This window comes from Agromyces subbeticus DSM 16689 (genome assembly GCF_000421565.1).
In the GTDB taxonomy this organism is placed as follows: domain Bacteria; phylum Actinomycetota; class Actinomycetes; order Actinomycetales; family Microbacteriaceae; genus Agromyces; species Agromyces subbeticus.
On the sequence record NZ_ATXG01000003.1, the window covers coordinates 173,239 to 187,665 of the forward strand.

Genomic DNA, 14,427 nt, shown 5'->3' on the forward strand with positions numbered 1-14,427 from the left:
GCCGAGACGATGCGCGCCGCGATCAGGTGGCGCCGGGTTCGCAGGGCGACGCAGGTCAGGGGCAGTGCAGCTGCGTGCGCTCGAAAGACCGGTCGATCGTGTGACTCGACATCGCGGCGCCGCAGAGTGGGCAGGCGGGTGGCCTGGCCGGCACCGGCGCGTCGTCGTACGGCCCGAGCGGCGGCGGCCCGATGTACGGCAGCAGCTTGGCGTTCAGCCGATCGATGAAACCGGCGTAGCCGCGCTGGGCTCCGGCCGGGATCTCTCGCTTTCTTCGTGTCACAATGATTAGTGTACTAATGGTTGGCCGTCACGTCATACTGGAAGCCCATGAACGACATCACCACGTCCGCGACATCCGCTCGATCGGGTGGCGACGCCGACGACGACCTGCTCGCGCTCGAGAACCAGGTGTGCTTCGCCCTCGCGGTCGCCGCGCGCGGCGTGATCGGCGTCTACCGGCCCATTCTGGAGCCGCTCGGGCTGACGCATCCGCAGTACCTCGTCATGCTCGCGCTCTGGCAGCGCAGCCCCCGCACCGTGCGCGATCTCGGCGAGGCGCTGCAGCTCGAGCCGGCCACGCTGTCGCCGCTGCTGAAACGACTCGAGGCGCAGGGCTACCTCACGCGCGAGCGCAACGCTCGCGACGAGCGAGCCCTCGACGTCGCGCTGACCGACGCGGGTCGGGCGCTGCGAGCGCGAGCGCTCGAGATTCCGCCGCAGGTCGTCGACCGGCTCGGCATGAGCGTCGACGAGCTCGGCAGCCTGCGCGATCGCCTCACCGAGGTGATCGCCGCGGTGCAGCGCGCCTGACGCGCGCCTGGCCGAGCGCCTGGCGGCGCGGGCTACGTGGTCGGTTCCGGTGGATCGAAGCCCACGACCCGTCCGTCGGCCGAGGCGTACTTCACGATGAGACTCGCGTCCTTGCCGCCGAGTCCTTCATCGATGAGCCGCGTGAACTGCTCGAGCGCGATGCGCGCCGCCGGCAGGTGCAGCCCGGCGGCCTCGCCCGCGGCGACCGCGAACGAGAGGTCCTTCTCGGCGAGCACGGTCGTGAACGTCGCGTCGAAGCCCCGGTTCGCGGGGCTCGTCGGCACGACACCGGGCACCGGATACCAGGTGCGCAGCGGCCACGACTCCCCCGACGAGACGGATGCCACCTCGAAGAACTTCGCCGCATCGAGGCCGAGCTGCTCGGCGAGCTGGGAGCCCTCGGCCACGCCGAGCAACGAGACGAAGAGCATCAGGTTGTTCGCGAGCTTCGCGGCGATGCCCATGGTCGGTCCGCCGAGGTCGAAGACATGACCGGCGAGTGGCTCGACGAGACCTGATGCCTCCGCGACATCCGCCGGCTCGCCGCCGAGCATGAAGGTGAGGGTGCCCGCCTCGGCGCCCGCGATGCCGCCCGAGACCGGCGAGTCGACGAAGCGGTACCCCCGGGCGACGGATGCCTCGTGGCAGAACCGCGACGTCGCCACGTCGACGGTCGACGTGTCGAGCAGCAGGGCCGTCGTCGGTGCGGTGAGCCAGATGCCGTCGGGGCCGGAGTACACCTCGCGGACGTGCTCGCTGCGCGGCAGCGAGGTGAAGACGGCGTCGGCTCCGTCAGCCGCCTCGGCGACGGTCGCGACCACGCGCACACCGCGCTCGGCCGCCGCAGTGCGCGCCGCGGGCACCGGATCGACGCCCCGCACGACGTGCCCCGCCGACACGAGATTGCCGGCCATCGGGCCGCCCATGTTGCCCAGACCGATCCACGCGATGGTGGCCATGGCCCCTCCCGACGTCGTCGACGCGAAGCACGCTCGGCGGCGGATGCATCCGGATTCCGCCTCGCCCTCCACGATACGGCCGGCGCCGCGCCAACACACAGCGCGGATTCAGGAGAACGGCCACGAATCAGGACGATCTCGCGAGATTCATCCTGATTCGGGGACTATTCCCTGAACCCGCGCTCAGGTCACGGCCCGAAGCCGCGCTCAGATCACGGGCTCGGCCTCGTGACGCCCCGCCGGCTCGGCCTCGTGGCGAGCGGCACGCTTCGCCTCGCGACGCTCGCGCCGCCCCTCGATCAGCAGGTAGAGCACCGGCACGAGCACGAGCGTGAGCAGGGTCGACGAGATCAGGCCGCCGATCACGACGATCGCGAGATCCTGCGAGATGAACCCGCTCGACCCGGTGACGCCGAACGCCATCGGCATGAGCGCGAAGATCGTGGCGAGCGCCGTCATCAGGATCGGGCGCAACCGCTGGCGGGCGCCGTTGAACACAGCGTCGGCGACCTTCTGCCCCTGGGCCCGGTACTGGTTGACCAGGTCGATGAGCACGATCGCGTTCGTCACCACGATGCCGATCAGCATGAGCATGCCGATGAGCGCCGAGATGCCGAGGGGTCGACCGGTCGCGAGCAGCAGGGCGATGGCGCCCGTGGCCGCGAACGGGATCGACACGAGCAGGATCAGCGGCTGACGCAGCGAGCGGAACGTCGCGACGAGCAGCATGAACACGATCGCGATGGCCACGAGCATGGCGAGCCCGAGCTGCTCGAACGACTCGGTCTGCGTCGAGGCGAGGCCGCCGATCTCGGCGGTGACGCCCTGCGGCAGGTCGAGTTCGGCGAGGCTCTGCTGCACCGACGCCGTCACGGCGCCGAGTTCACCCTCGTCGGGCGTGATCGAGATCGTGGCCACGAGGTCGCCCGACTGGCGGGCGATCGAAGTGGGCACGGTGACCTCCTCGACGCTGGCCACGGCCGACAGCGGCACGAAACCGGCGGGGCTCGCGGCACTCGGCAGCATGACCTGCTCGAGCTCGGCGATGCTCTCGGGCGCCGGCATGCCGTCGACGAAGATGCGGTACTCCTCACCGTCGAGGCCGATCGAACCGATCGACTGCGGCGAGAGCGTGCCCGCGACGATGCCGAGCACCTGCACCTCGGTGAGCCCCTGCTCGAGTGCGGCCGAGCGATCGACCGCGACCTGCACGATCGGCTGCGCGGGCGCCCGGTCGCTCGCGACCTCTGCCGCGTTCGGCGTGTCTTCGAGCGCGGCGTACACGGCATCGGATGCCTCGGCGAGATCGGCCTCGTTCGCGGCCTGCACGATCACGTCGACGCTGCCGCCGAAGCCGCCCATCGCGGCGGAGTCGGCGAGCGCGATCTCACCGGCATCCTCGACCTCGGCGAGGCGCTCGCGCACCTCGTCTTGCAGCGCCGTCTGGTCGGCGTCCTTCGAGGTGTTGACGATGTAGGTGGCGGTGCCACCCGATCCGCCGAGCATCGACATCATGCCGCCGCCGGATCCGGCCGTGAGCATGACGTCATCGACGCCCTCGATGTCGAGCAGCACGTCTTCGACCTGCTCGGCGCCGGCCGAGACGGTCTCGAGATCGCTGCCGGCCGGGAACTCCTGCGTGACCGTGATCATGTTCTGGCCGGTCGAGCCGAGGAAGTCGACCTTGAGGAACGGCACCATCGCGAAGGTGATGACGAGCAGCAGCACCGACGAGACGAGCGTGATCACGGGGTGCTTCTGGGTGCCGCGCAGCACGGGTGCGTAGCCGCGCTGCAGCCAGCCCTTGCGCTCCTTCTCTTCGGCGGCGAGTCGCGTCGCCTCGATGTCGTCGAGGTTCTTCGGCTGCCGCAGGAACCAGTACGAGAGCACGGGCACGATCGTGAGCGATACGAGGAGCGACGAGAGCATCGCGATCGTGACGGTGAGCGCGAACGGCGCGAACAGTTCGCCGACCATGCCGCCGACGAGCGCGATGGGCAGGAACACGGCGACCGTCGTGAGCGTCGACGAGGTGATGGCACCGGCCACTTCGCGCACGGCGCCGAGGATCGCCTGCACCTTCTCCTCGCCGTAGGCGAGGTGCCGCTTGATGTTCTCGATGACGACGATCGAGTCGTCGACGACTCGGCCGATCGCGATCGTGAGCGCTCCGAGCGTGAGCATGTTGAGCGAGTAGCCGCCGAGGTTCAGCCCGATGAAGGTCACGAGCACCGAGAGCGGAATCGAGATCGCGGTCACGAGGGTCGAACGCACCGACAGCAGGAAGATCAGGATCACGACGATCGCGAACAGCAGGCCGAGCAGGCCTTCGATCGCGAGGTGCTGGATCGACTCCTCGATGAACGGCGCCTGGCTGAACACCACGGTCAGCTCGATGCCGTCGAGCTCGTCGCCGAGCTCTGCGAGCGCGTCGTCGACCCCGTGCGAGACGGCGACGACGTCGGCGCTCTGGGTGGCCGTGATCGAGAGTGAGAGCGCCTCGACGCCGTTCGTGCGGGTGATCGAGGTCTGCGGTTCGGTCTCGAGATCGACGGATGCCACATCGCCGAGCTGCACGACGGTGCCGGGCTGCGTCGTGCTCGCGAGCGGGATCTCGCGCAGCGTCTCGAGCGAATCGATCGACTCGCCGCCCTGCACCGGCAGCAGCTGGCCGTCTTCGGTGATGCTGCCGAGCGGCATCGTGAGCCCGTTGGCCTCGAGCGCCTCGGAGATCGCCATCGGCGAGATGCCCTGCTCGGCGAGGGCGGCCTGGTCGGGGGTGATCACGACGCGCTGGGTCTCGCCGCCCGAGACGGTGGCGGCGCGCACGCCGTCGACCGCTTCGAGGGCCGGCACGACGACATCGGTGAGGGTCGCCGAGAGTTCGCTCAGCGAGACATCCGCCGCCCCCGCGGTGAGGAACATGATGGGCAATGAGGAGGTGCTGCCCGAGAGCACCTCGGGCGCGGCGTCGTCGGGCAGGATCGCGTCGAGGCCGTCGATCGCGTCGGTCAGCGAGGCCGCGAACTCCTTGGCATCGGTGCCGTAGGCGTAGGAGACCGCGACGGTCGACATGCCACTCGACGAGCTCGCCACGACCGACTCGACGTCGTCGAGGTTCGTGATCGCCGACGAGATCGGCAGGCTCACCTGTTCGTCCATGACCTCGGGGCTCGCGCCCGGCAGCACCGTGACGACGGTGGTCTGCGGCAGCTCGATCGACGGGATCAGCTCTTGCTTCAGCTGGGCCATCGAGAAGACGCCGAAGCCGGCGATCACCAGGGTCACGAGGGCGACGAGTGCCCGGTTGGCGAGGCTGAAACGCGCGAGTCTGAACATGGCCGCCCTGAGGTCGAGGTGGTGCGGGGAGATTTGCGGGACTGCGGCGTCGTCACCGCGGAGAATTGCTTCGTATCACACGAAGCTTAGCTTCAGGCTACGTTTCACTTCCTGTGCCGAGGCTGGGAACCGAGCGGTACGGTGGTCACGTGGAGAGCTTCGATGTCGACGCCGCCGACCAGGGCGCGCTGCTTGACGAACTCCTCCGCATGCAGGCGGTCATGGAGACCACCGTCGTGCCAGAGATCGTCGAGCCGCTGCTCTCGCTGCGGCTCACGATGCAGCAGCTCAAGGTGCTCGGCATTCTCATGACCGAGCCAGATGGCAGCACGGTGCAGGGCCTGTCGAAGACGCTCGGCGTGTCGCTCGCCACCATGTCGGGCATCGTCGATCGCCTCACCGGGCACGACATGGCCACCCGAGTGGAGGACCCGAGCGATCACCGCGTGCGCCGCGTGCTCCCTACGGCGCGCGGTCGCGAAGTGATGCAAGAGCTGCTCGCCGCGCGACCGCAGCTCAGCCGGCCACCCCTCGAGCGCCTCGACGTCGAAGACCTGCGCGCCCTCACCCGCGGTGTGGGTGCGCTGCTGCGAGTGATGCAGACCGAGGCGGCAGCAGCCGAGGCCGCGAGCGCCGACACCCGGACAGATGCCGACCCCACGACGCTCGAGCCGAAGCGCTGACGTCTCCCCGCGAGCCGATGCGCTGCATCAGCGGTGTGGTCAGCCGCGATACCACTCCTCGTCGATCGTGGCGAGACGCGAAGGCCGCACCTCGTCGCCGAATCCGAAGAATCGCTGAAAGCTCATCATGAGCGGCCGCCAGCGCGCGGCGTCGATGCGGTGAGCGTGACCTTGGGCGCGGATCCGTTCATGCACGTGCACGCGCACGATCTCGACCTCCACCGCCAGCAGGTCGGCCGATTCGGCGTCGACCGAGCCGAGCAGCGGATGCACCGCGCTGACCCTGCCCTCGAGGTGCACCGGGCACTCGCGCACTCGAGGCGGGGCGACGAGTTCGGCCGAGAGGGAGTGCACGCGAGCCTCCCTGAACTTGTCGCGCACGTGCCGGTAGCCCACGCTCGCCTTGCGCTCCGATACCGGATCGCGTCCGGTCGTGAGCGCGAGTCGATCGACGATATCGACCTCGGCGACGGAGGGCAGGTTGATGACGACCTCCCGGGTGGCCACGAGATTGCGCCCGCTCTGCGAGCGCGCCGAGATGCCGACGACCGCCGTGTGCCCGAGCCACCAGACCGACGAGACGGGCGCGAGGTTCGCGTGGCCCGTTTCATCGACCGTGCTGAGCAGCGCGACCGGGGTGCCGAAGTAGAGGATGGCGGGGTCGATGGTGGCGTGCGTGGCGCCGACACCGCGCTGACCGGTTGCCGTGGTTTCCGTGGTTTCCGTGTACGTGCTCATAGCCTGCTCTCGTCGTGGTCTGACTCGAGCATCGCGCGATGGCGGCGGCGGGTCCGGCGTGAATCGGACACCGCGTCGGCGGGTGCGTCGAACGTCGGCCGTCGACCGAGTCCGAGTCAGGCCCCGGCGAGCCGGGCACGGGCGGCATCGAGCGCGGGGCCGGTACCCGGCGCGAGCACCTCGGCCATCACGAACCCGTCGCGACGCACGAGATAGGCGCGATCGGTGCGCAGTCGAGCGCGCCGCGGCCCACTCGTGTGACGCCCGAACACGTGCGCCTCGACCCCGAGTTCGGCGGCGATGCGGCGCACCACGCGCTCGGGCACGCCGTACCCGTGCAGTTGAGCGGCCCGATGAACGGCACGATGCGCCCGCGCACGAACCGGGCGAGGGGCGTCGCCGAGGTGATCACCCCGAACGCCCGATCGGTGGTCGCCACGAGCCGCTTGCCGACGGGCCGGCGTTCGGCCTCGTACCGGTCGAGTCGCGCGTCGGGCATGCCGTCGACGAGCACGTCGGCGAGCGCGCAGGCCAGGTTGTGCGCCTCCTGCAGCCCGGTGTTCATGCCCTGGGCGCCCACCGGCGAGTGGATGTGCGCTGCGTCACCGACGAGGAAGCACGCCCCCTGCCGGAATCGCGCGGCGAGCCGGTGATGCAGCCGATAGGTGGTGAACCAAGCGGATGCCTCGTAGCCGACGCCGAACTCGCGCTCGAGCATGCCGCGCACGAGGGCTTCGCTCAGCTCACCGCTTTCGTCGCGGTCGCCGTCGCGCACGACGCCGAGCAACCGCGCACGGCCGGGGCCCATGGGGAACGCGAGCAGGAAGTGCTCTGCCGTGATGCGCACGTTGACGGCATCGTCGACGAGTCCGGTGACGCCCGCGGCATCCGAGATGGAGAAGGTGTGCTCATTCGTCACGCCCTCGAACGGGACGCCGAGCGCGCCGCGCACGACCGAGTGCGCACCGTCGGCGCCCACGCAGTAGCGGGCGTGGATGAACTCCGACCCGCTCGGCCCGACGACGGTGGCGATGACGGATGTCGCGGCACCGGCAACGACGTCGAGCCGCTCGAGCCGGTGCTGCCACCGCACGTCGCGACCGAGCTCGCCGAGCGCATCGACGAGCAGCCGCTCGTTGCGGCTCTGCTCGAAGACCGTGATCTCGCGGTATGGAGTGACGCCGGTGCCGAACGCGCGCAGCGGCACCCGCCCGAACGGCCGGCGTCCGCGACCTGCACCGGGCACGACGACCGACGCCGCCGAACGTTCGGCCAGCACCCGATCGACGAGGCCGAGTTGGTCGTAGAGCTCCATCGAACGGGCCTGCACGGCGAGGGCGCGCGACTCGCGCGTGGGGCCGCTCTTGCCGTCGACGATGATCGCATCGACGCCGAGCTTCGCGAGGCAGACGGCGAGCATCAGCCCGCTGGGCCCGGCCCCGACGATGAGCACATCGGTGTCGACGCGCTCCGCGGATGCCGCGGCAGACGCCTCGGCCCCTGCTGGCTCGGCGACCTCGCCCATCACTCCACTCTCGCACCGGGCGACGGCGGATGCCAGACTCGAACCGGGCGACGTGAGGGAGGGCCACGTGAGCGAGCAGCCGAAGCATCCGTCGGGCGACAGTCTCGTCACCGTGCTCGTCGCCCTCGTCGCGAACGCGCTCATCGCGATCGCCAAGTCGGTCGCGGCCTCGGTCACGGGGTCGGCGTCGATGGTGGCCGAGGCCGCGCACTCCTGGGCCGACACCGGCAACGAGGTGCTGCTCGTCATCGCCGAGCGGCGCTCGCGCAAGCCCGCCGATGCGCGACATCCGCTCGGCTACGGCAAAGACGCCTACATCTGGTCGATGTTCGCGGCGTTCGGTCTCTTCACCGCGGGGTCGGTCGTGTCGATCCAGCACGGCATCACCGAGCTCATCGACCCCGAGCCGGCGAGCGACTACGGTGTCGCCTACGTCGTGCTCGCGGTCTCGTTCGTGCTCGAGGCGATCTCGTTCGTGCGCGCCTACCGGCAGGCTCGCACGGCCGCGCGATCACGGCGGCTGCACACGCTCGAGCACGTCGCGAACAGCTCGAACCCGACCCTCAGGGCAGTGTTCGCCGAGGATGCCGCGGCGCTCATCGGCCTCGTGATCGCCTTTCTCGGCGTGCTGCTGCACCAGGTCACCGGCTCGCCCGTCTACGACGCGCTCGGCTCGATCCTGGTCGGCGTGCTGCTCGGCGTCGTGGCGGTCGTGCTCATCTCGCGCAACCGCGCGTTCCTGCTCGGCGAGGCGATCGACGACGAGGCACGAGACACCGTGCTCACCGAGCTGCTCGGCCGCCCCGAGATCGAACGGGTCACCTTTCTGCACCTCGAGTTCACGGGCCCCGGCACCGTGTTCCTGATCGCCGCCGTCGACCTGGCGGGCGACCGCGGTGAAGCGGAGATCGCGGTCGAGCTGCGGCGACTCGAAGACGAGCTCGAGCAGCAGCACGCGCAGGTCGGGCGGGCGGTGCTCACCCTCGCTGACCCCGCGAGCCCGTCGCTCACCCCGGTGGCCGGTGCGATGAGCTGAACCCAGGGCGACACAGGCCAGGCGACCCGGGCCAGGCGACGCTGCCTCAGAGCCAGATGTCGCCGGATGCCGCGAGCTGACGCCACCCGCCGGCCACGACAGTGGGCGGCAGCACGTCGGCGGCGATGAGCTCGGGCATCACGAGACCGGTGAGGCCCGCGACATCCGACACCGGCACCTGGAACGTGCGGAACGGGCCGAGCGGCGGCGCCTCGCCCGGCGCGGGTGCCGCGAGCTCGGTCGTGTCGACGAGCGGCGCCTGGTCGACGACGAAGGCCGTGGTGGCGAGAGCGCCGCCCGTGTTCCACGCGACGACCTTCCAGAAGCGCAGGGGCACCCGGATGCCGCGGTACGGCGGATCGCCCGCGGCGAGCACCGGCGCCGTGAACACGCTGAGCTTCACGCCGTGCACCTCGGCGTGCCCGAGCACGTGGTCTTCGAGGCCGAGCCACAGCTCTTTCGATTGGTTGAAGCCCGACGCCTGCGGTGCCGCGTTGGGGTAGCGGAACGTCTCGGCGTTCGCACGCGCCGCGATCTCGGGCGGCCCCCACACCGGGTCGCGGCGGCGCACGAGGTGCCCGCGATCGAAGTCGTTGCGCGCGTAGATCTCGGGCCCGGCCTGCCAGTCGGAGGGAATGCGTTCGTCGAGCTGCCAGTCGTCGCCGCGCTCGAGTTCGACGAGGTCGGCGCCGTCGACGTTGACCGCGGTGACGCGAGCAAGACGCCGGCCGGTGTCGAGCACGACCGTGAAGTGCAGGTAGTCGAGCTCGACGACACTGTCGTGATCGGCCGGCGCTGAGGCATGCCCCGCGGCATCCAGCCCGCCAGGCACCCCGCCGACTCGCGGCATCGCCGCTTCCACCCCGAGGAACCGCGCGTCGAAACCCATGCGCCGAGTCGACCACGACCCGCCGACACGGCGCAAACCGGCGTCAGGAGAGCAGGTCGAAGAGACCCAGTTCGAGCGCCGCGGCCCTGGCGAGCAGGAACCCGATGATGCCGACGATCCAGCCGGTGGTCTCGGCCGCGTTCTTCTCCATCCACGCGCCGAAGCGCGCGAGCGGTCGCTCCATCGCCCGGGCGCCCGCGAGCCGCAGCCCGAGCAGCACGAGAGCGGGCAGCACCATCACGATGCAATAGCCGGCGAGCACGAGCAGCCGGGTGCCGGCGTCGTACTCCGACGTCGACAGCAGTCCGATGCCCACGAGATACGGCAGCATCGACGCGACCTCGACCGCTGCGGCGGCCACGGCGAGCCCCATGAGCGGCAGCAGGCTGCCGACCTCGTCACCCACGTCGGTGACGGCGCGCTCCCGCCAGCGGGCGAACCGGCCGGGGCCGGACTTCTTGCGCTTGCCGCCGATGAAGAACGAGCCGACGAGCAGTGCCACGCCGACGATGAGCTGCGCCCAGAGGAACCCGGGTGTCGCGGCGAGCTCCATCAACTGCGGCAGGGCTGCCGCGGCGATCGTGAGCAGCACGATGCCCACCACGAGGTAGAAACCGGCGACGGTCGCGAGGTAGATGAGGATGCGCCCTGGCCGCAGCTTGCCCGGCGCGAGCAGCAACCAGGTCGGAATGAGCAGGGTGCCGAAGCTCGTCGAGTCGACGAGGGCGAGCAGCGCGAGGGCGCCGAGCAGCGCAGGGCCGGTGAGGGCGGCTCCGCTCAGAAGATCGAATTCCACCGGTCAAGACTGCCGGATGCCGCGGGCGGGCGAATCCGCCGCGCGACGGATCTCGGGGCGCACGTGAGTACCCGATGTGCGCTGGAGTATCCGCAGTGAGCGCATGATCCGGCACTCACGCGCGCATCGGGTACTCGAACGGGCCTTCAGGACGTCGGCGGGCGGGGCAGGGCAGTCTCGCGTCAGCGCACCCGCAGGGTCGCGAGAATCGCCGCCGCGACGTCGTCGCGGTCGCGGTCGGGCTCGAACACGAGCCACTCGAGCCCCGACATCAGCACGGCGCCGAACACGCTCGAGGCCATGATGCCGCTACGCCCGGCCGGGGCATCCGTCTCGTCGATCGCCTCGGCGAAGACCGCGAGTGCATCGTGCCGAAGGGCGAACAGCGTTTCTTGCCAAGCCCGGTCGGTGCGGAAGATCTCGGACGCCATGAGCTTGGCGAGCGGGGCGTTCGCGGCGATCAGGTCGAGCAGGTCGGTGACGAGCGCGTTGATCGCCTCCCACCCGCGCAGCTCGCCCTTGGCGCTGCGGAGGGAGTCGGCGAGCGCGCCGACTCCCTCGTGCAGCAGCGCCTCGAAGAGCTGGTCCTTCGAACTGAAGTTGTAGTACAGGCTGCCCTTGGCGACGCCCGCGCGCTCGGCGACCTCGTCCATGGTCGTGCCGGTGATGCCCTTGGTGGCCGCCAGCTCGAGCGCGGCGTCGAGGATGGCGCGCTTGGTGGTGTTCGCGCGGGCCATGCTGTCTCCTCGTTCGTTCGCTCGGGCCGGAACGGATGTCGCGGCCGGCGCTAGATCGCCAGTTCGGGGTGCAGGCGGCCGACGCTCCACATGCGCTGCTTTCCGGCGCTCCAGGCGCTGATCGCGAGCGAGCCGACGAGGATGCCGGCCAGCACGAGCACCGAGAGCCACAGTCTAGAGTCCACGCCGCCCGTGATGAGCTCGCGCAGGCCGCTCACGACGTAGGAGGCCGGCATGAACGGATGCAGCGCCTGGAAGAACTGCGGCGTGGTCTCGACGGGGTAGGTGCCACCCGACGAGCTCAACTGCAGCATCAGCAGCACGAGGCTCACGACCCGGCCCGCCGCCGTGCCGAGCACGATGATGAACATCTGCTGCAGCGCGAGGAAGGCGAGGGTCACGAGATAGATGAACGCCGAGGTCGCGAGCCAGTGAACCGGCTCGAGGCCGATGCCGTAGACCAGCACGAGCACCATGATCACGACCTGGCCGAGGCCGATCGCCATGGCGGGCAGGAACCCGGTCATGACGGCGCGCAGCCCGGTCGCCGAGGCGGCGAGGGCGCGAGTCGGCAGCGCGCGCAGGATGAGCCACGTGATGAGTGCACCGACGAAGGTCGCGAGTGCGATGAAGAAAGGGGCGAAACCCTCGCCGAAGCTCTTCGACTCGTGCTGCCAGCTCTGGTCGAGTTGCACCGGCGAGGCCATCACCTCGGCCCTCGCCTCGATGTCGGCGGTGCTGAGCTGCGGTGCCGACGCGGCGCCCTCGTCGAGCTTGTCGGCGAGTTCGCGACTGCCGTCGGCCAGCTGGGTCGCGCCCGAGGCGAGCTGCGCGCCACCATCTGAGAGCTGCCCGGCCCCGCTGACCAGGTCGCCGGTGCCGGCGCTCAGGGTCGCCGCGCCGCTCGCGATGGTGTGAGCTCCGGATGCCGCTTCGCCCGACTTGCCCGCGAGGGTGGATGCACCGTCGCGCACCTGGGCGGCGCCGGTCGCGAGTTCCGCCGCCTTCGGCGCACCCGCACTGAGACCCGACGAGAGTTGATCGATCGCGCCGGCGTACTGACCGCTGAGGCCTGCGTAACCCTGCACCGTCGGCAGGGCGGACTGCGCCCCGCTGTTCAGCTCGCCGGCACCTGCCGAGATCGCCTGCAGTGCCGGAAGAAAGCTGCTCGCGGGTAGCTCGGGGTTCGCCTGCATCTGCGCTGCGAGCGCTTCGAGTGAGCCCGACAGCTGCTGCGTGCCGGCGGCGAGGTCGCCGGTCTTCGCCGCGATGGCGGTGGCGCCGTCGGCGAGGCCGTGCGCCTTCTCGGCGAGCGTCGCCGAACCCGCCGCCGCATCGTTCATCTTGCCCGAGAGCTCGGCAGCGCCATCCGCCACCCGGGTCGCACCACTCGAGAGCGTGCCCGCCCCCGAAGCGAGCTGGTCGAGACCGCCGGCGAGGGTACCGGTGCCGTCGGCGAGCCGCGACGCGCCGGCGTCGAGCGAGCTCGCACCGCTCGCGAGGTCGCCGAGGCCGACGACGAGGGTGCCGGCGCCCGCGTTCGCGGTCGCGACGCCGTCGGCGAGCGTGCCGGCGCCATCGGCCGCGGCACGGATGCCGTCGCCCGCCTCGTTGATGCCGACGAGCATCGCGTCGGCGGTCTGCTGGCCGACCTGCTCGGCGACGGCGTCCCGCAACTGCACCATGGCCTGTTTGCCGAGGGTCGAGGCGAGGAAGCTGTTCGAGTCGTTGTAGTCGACCTCGACGGTCGCGGCCTTCGGGGCATCGGTGCCCACCGAGACGGCACTCGCCGAGAAATCGCTCGGAATCGTGACGGCGAAGTAGTAGTCGCCGTCGGTCACGCCTGCCGTGGCGTCCGCGGCATCCGTCACGTGCCAGTCGAGCTGACCGCCGCTCGTGAGCTCGTCGACGAGGTCGTCGCCCGCGGTGATCGACGTGCCGTCGCGGCTCGCGCCGGCGTCGTCGTTCACGAGCGCGACGGGCAGGTTCTTGAGCTCGTCGGTGGGCGCCCAGAACGCCCAGAGGTAGAGCGCGCCGTAGATGAGCGGAATGAAGAGGAGCACGACGAGCGCGATCTTCGGCAGCACGCCCTTGCGGAAGCGACGGAGCTCCGTACCGGAGGAGAGGAAGGCGAACATCAGGCGTGCTCCAGGATGAGGTCGATGGCGTCAGGGTCGGCTGTCGCCGTGTGCTCCGGCGCGGGAGTTGAGAGGTCGAGCGCGAGCGGCGCGATGCCGAGCTCGGCCCAGATCTCGGTGTCGGGGGCCGCAGCGGATGCCACGACGGCGGTGCCTGCACGCGAGATCGCGTCGAGGCGATTCCAGAGCAGGAGCCGGGCTGCCGGCGCCTGCAGCTGCTCGATCTGGTCGAAGAAGAGCACGCGCGGCTCGCTCATCATCGCGAGCGCGATGCGCAGCAGCACGGTCTGCACCTCGTCGAGGTCCCAGATCAGGGTGTCCACGGCGGGCAGCGGAGCATCACCGAAGACCGGGGTGAGCACGCGGCGCAGCTCCGCCTCGTCGGTGCGGCGCACGATCGACCACCAGGGCGCGAGCCACGCTGCCCGCTCGCGGATCGCCGCGCCGACGCTCACCGACTCCTCGAGCGCGTCGATGCCCTGGAACCCCGCGATCGCGGTGAGCTGCTGCACCGGCCGGGCGCGCTGCGGCAGTTCGTAGCCGAGCACCTCGACACTGCCGCTCGAGGGCTTCATGCGCCCGGCGAGGGTGAGCAGCAGGCTCGTTCGGCCGCTGCCGGCCGGTCCGTGCAGCACGGTGAGCGTGCTGTCGGCGACGAGGTTCACGGGGCCGTAGACGGCGCCGCGCTTGGAGTGGAGGGCGAGCTCATGGGCGCGCACGATGATCGACACGATGCATCCTTCTCGATTTGTACTGACTAGTCAGTATAGAACG

The 14,427-nt window shown here is 70.4% G+C and carries 13 protein-coding genes; 3 read left to right on the forward strand and 10 right to left on the reverse strand.

Going from position 1 to position 14,427, the window contains the following annotated elements; translation table 11 throughout:
- Nucleotides 1-55: 55 nt before the first annotated feature.
- Nucleotides 56-283 (reverse strand): hypothetical protein, encoded by a 228-nt coding sequence (locus H521_RS0106930; RefSeq protein WP_022892304.1) that lies wholly within the window; start codon nt 281-283, stop codon nt 56-58.
- A gap of 47 nt (nt 284-330) precedes the next feature.
- Between H521_RS0106930 and H521_RS0106935 the strand changes: the two genes are divergently transcribed.
- Entirely contained in the window at nt 331-813 is a 483-nt protein-coding gene (locus H521_RS0106935; RefSeq protein WP_022892305.1) for a MarR family winged helix-turn-helix transcriptional regulator, read from the forward strand.
- Between the two features lie 32 nt (nt 814-845).
- On the opposite strand, the gene H521_RS0106940 is transcribed toward H521_RS0106935, so the two are convergent.
- The gene (locus H521_RS0106940; RefSeq protein ID WP_022892306.1) at nt 846-1,772 is read right to left on the reverse strand and encodes an NAD(P)-dependent oxidoreductase; all 927 of its coding nucleotides are present in this window, start codon (nt 1,770-1,772) and stop codon (nt 846-848) included.
- Nucleotides 1,773-1,979: 207 nt separating this feature from the next.
- On the reverse strand, nt 1,980-5,111 hold the full coding sequence (locus H521_RS21945; protein ID WP_022892307.1) for an efflux RND transporter permease subunit: 3,132 nt from the start codon (nt 5,109-5,111) through the stop codon (nt 1,980-1,982).
- A 149-nt stretch (nt 5,112-5,260) separates the two neighbouring features.
- Here H521_RS21945 and H521_RS21950 point away from each other — a divergent pair, with 149 nt between their 5' ends.
- Nucleotides 5,261-5,794, forward strand: a complete 534-nt coding sequence (locus H521_RS21950; protein ID WP_022892308.1) for a MarR family winged helix-turn-helix transcriptional regulator — start codon at nt 5,261-5,263, stop codon at nt 5,792-5,794.
- Between the two features lie 39 nt (nt 5,795-5,833).
- Here H521_RS21950 and H521_RS0106955 read toward each other — a convergent pair whose 3' ends face one another.
- Together H521_RS0106955 and H521_RS21955 are read right to left on the reverse strand one after the other, a co-directional pair.
- Entirely contained in the window at nt 5,834-6,532 is a 699-nt protein-coding gene (locus tag H521_RS0106955; protein WP_022892309.1) for a flavin reductase family protein, read from the reverse strand.
- Nucleotides 6,533-6,719: 187 nt separating this feature from the next.
- A complete protein-coding gene (locus tag H521_RS21955; RefSeq protein WP_022892311.1) occupies nt 6,720-8,057 on the reverse strand; it encodes an FAD-dependent monooxygenase in 1,338 nt (445 codons plus the stop codon).
- A gap of 67 nt (nt 8,058-8,124) precedes the next feature.
- Between H521_RS21955 and H521_RS21960 the strand changes: the two genes are divergently transcribed.
- Entirely contained in the window at nt 8,125-9,093 is a 969-nt protein-coding gene (locus H521_RS21960) for a cation diffusion facilitator family transporter (protein WP_022892312.1), read from the forward strand.
- Nucleotides 9,094-9,139: 46 nt separating this feature from the next.
- Here the strand turns inward: H521_RS21960 and H521_RS0106975 are convergent, their stop codons facing one another.
- From H521_RS0106975 to H521_RS21965, 5 genes are all read right to left on the reverse strand, one after another.
- Complete coding sequence (locus tag H521_RS0106975; protein WP_022892313.1) at nt 9,140-9,982, reverse strand: DNA/RNA non-specific endonuclease; 843 nt, start codon at nt 9,980-9,982, stop codon at nt 9,140-9,142.
- A 43-nt stretch (nt 9,983-10,025) separates the two neighbouring features.
- Nucleotides 10,026-10,778: a GAP family protein gene (locus H521_RS0106980; RefSeq protein ID WP_022892314.1), complete on the reverse strand. Its 753-nt coding sequence runs from the start codon at nt 10,776-10,778 to the stop codon at nt 10,026-10,028.
- Nucleotides 10,779-10,960: 182 nt separating this feature from the next.
- Nucleotides 10,961-11,515: a TetR/AcrR family transcriptional regulator gene (locus H521_RS0106985; RefSeq protein WP_022892315.1), complete on the reverse strand. Its 555-nt coding sequence runs from the start codon at nt 11,513-11,515 to the stop codon at nt 10,961-10,963.
- Nucleotides 11,516-11,565: 50 nt separating this feature from the next.
- Nucleotides 11,566-13,653: a YhgE/Pip family protein gene (locus H521_RS0106990; RefSeq protein WP_022892316.1), complete on the reverse strand. Its 2,088-nt coding sequence runs from the start codon at nt 13,651-13,653 to the stop codon at nt 11,566-11,568.
- On the reverse strand, nt 13,653-14,384 hold the full coding sequence (locus H521_RS21965; protein ID WP_022892317.1) for an ATP-binding cassette domain-containing protein: 732 nt from the start codon (nt 14,382-14,384) through the stop codon (nt 13,653-13,655). The genes H521_RS0106990 and H521_RS21965 overlap by 1 nt, the downstream gene beginning before the upstream one ends.
- Nucleotides 14,385-14,427 lie beyond the last annotated feature (43 nt).

Coding starts and splice junctions, on each gene's coding strand:
- H521_RS0106935 (WP_022892305.1), top strand. CDS start 331: ATGAACGACATCACCACGTCCGCGACATCCGCTCGATCGGGTGGCGAC.
- H521_RS0106940 (WP_022892306.1), bottom strand. CDS start 1,772: ATGGCCACCATCGCGTGGATCGGTCTGGGCAACATGGGCGGCCCGATG.
- H521_RS21945 (WP_022892307.1), bottom strand. CDS start 5,111: ATGTTCAGACTCGCGCGTTTCAGCCTCGCCAACCGGGCACTCGTCGCC.
- H521_RS0106955 (WP_022892309.1), bottom strand. CDS start 6,532: ATGAGCACGTACACGGAAACCACGGAAACCACGGCAACCGGTCAGCGC.
- H521_RS21955 (WP_022892311.1), bottom strand. CDS start 8,057: ATGGGCGAGGTCGCCGAGCCAGCAGGGGCCGAGGCGTCTGCCGCGGCA.
- H521_RS0106975 (WP_022892313.1), bottom strand. CDS start 9,982: ATGGGTTTCGACGCGCGGTTCCTCGGGGTGGAAGCGGCGATGCCGCGA.
- H521_RS0106985 (WP_022892315.1), bottom strand. CDS start 11,515: ATGGCCCGCGCGAACACCACCAAGCGCGCCATCCTCGACGCCGCGCTC.
- H521_RS0106990 (WP_022892316.1), bottom strand. CDS start 13,653: ATGTTCGCCTTCCTCTCCTCCGGTACGGAGCTCCGTCGCTTCCGCAAG.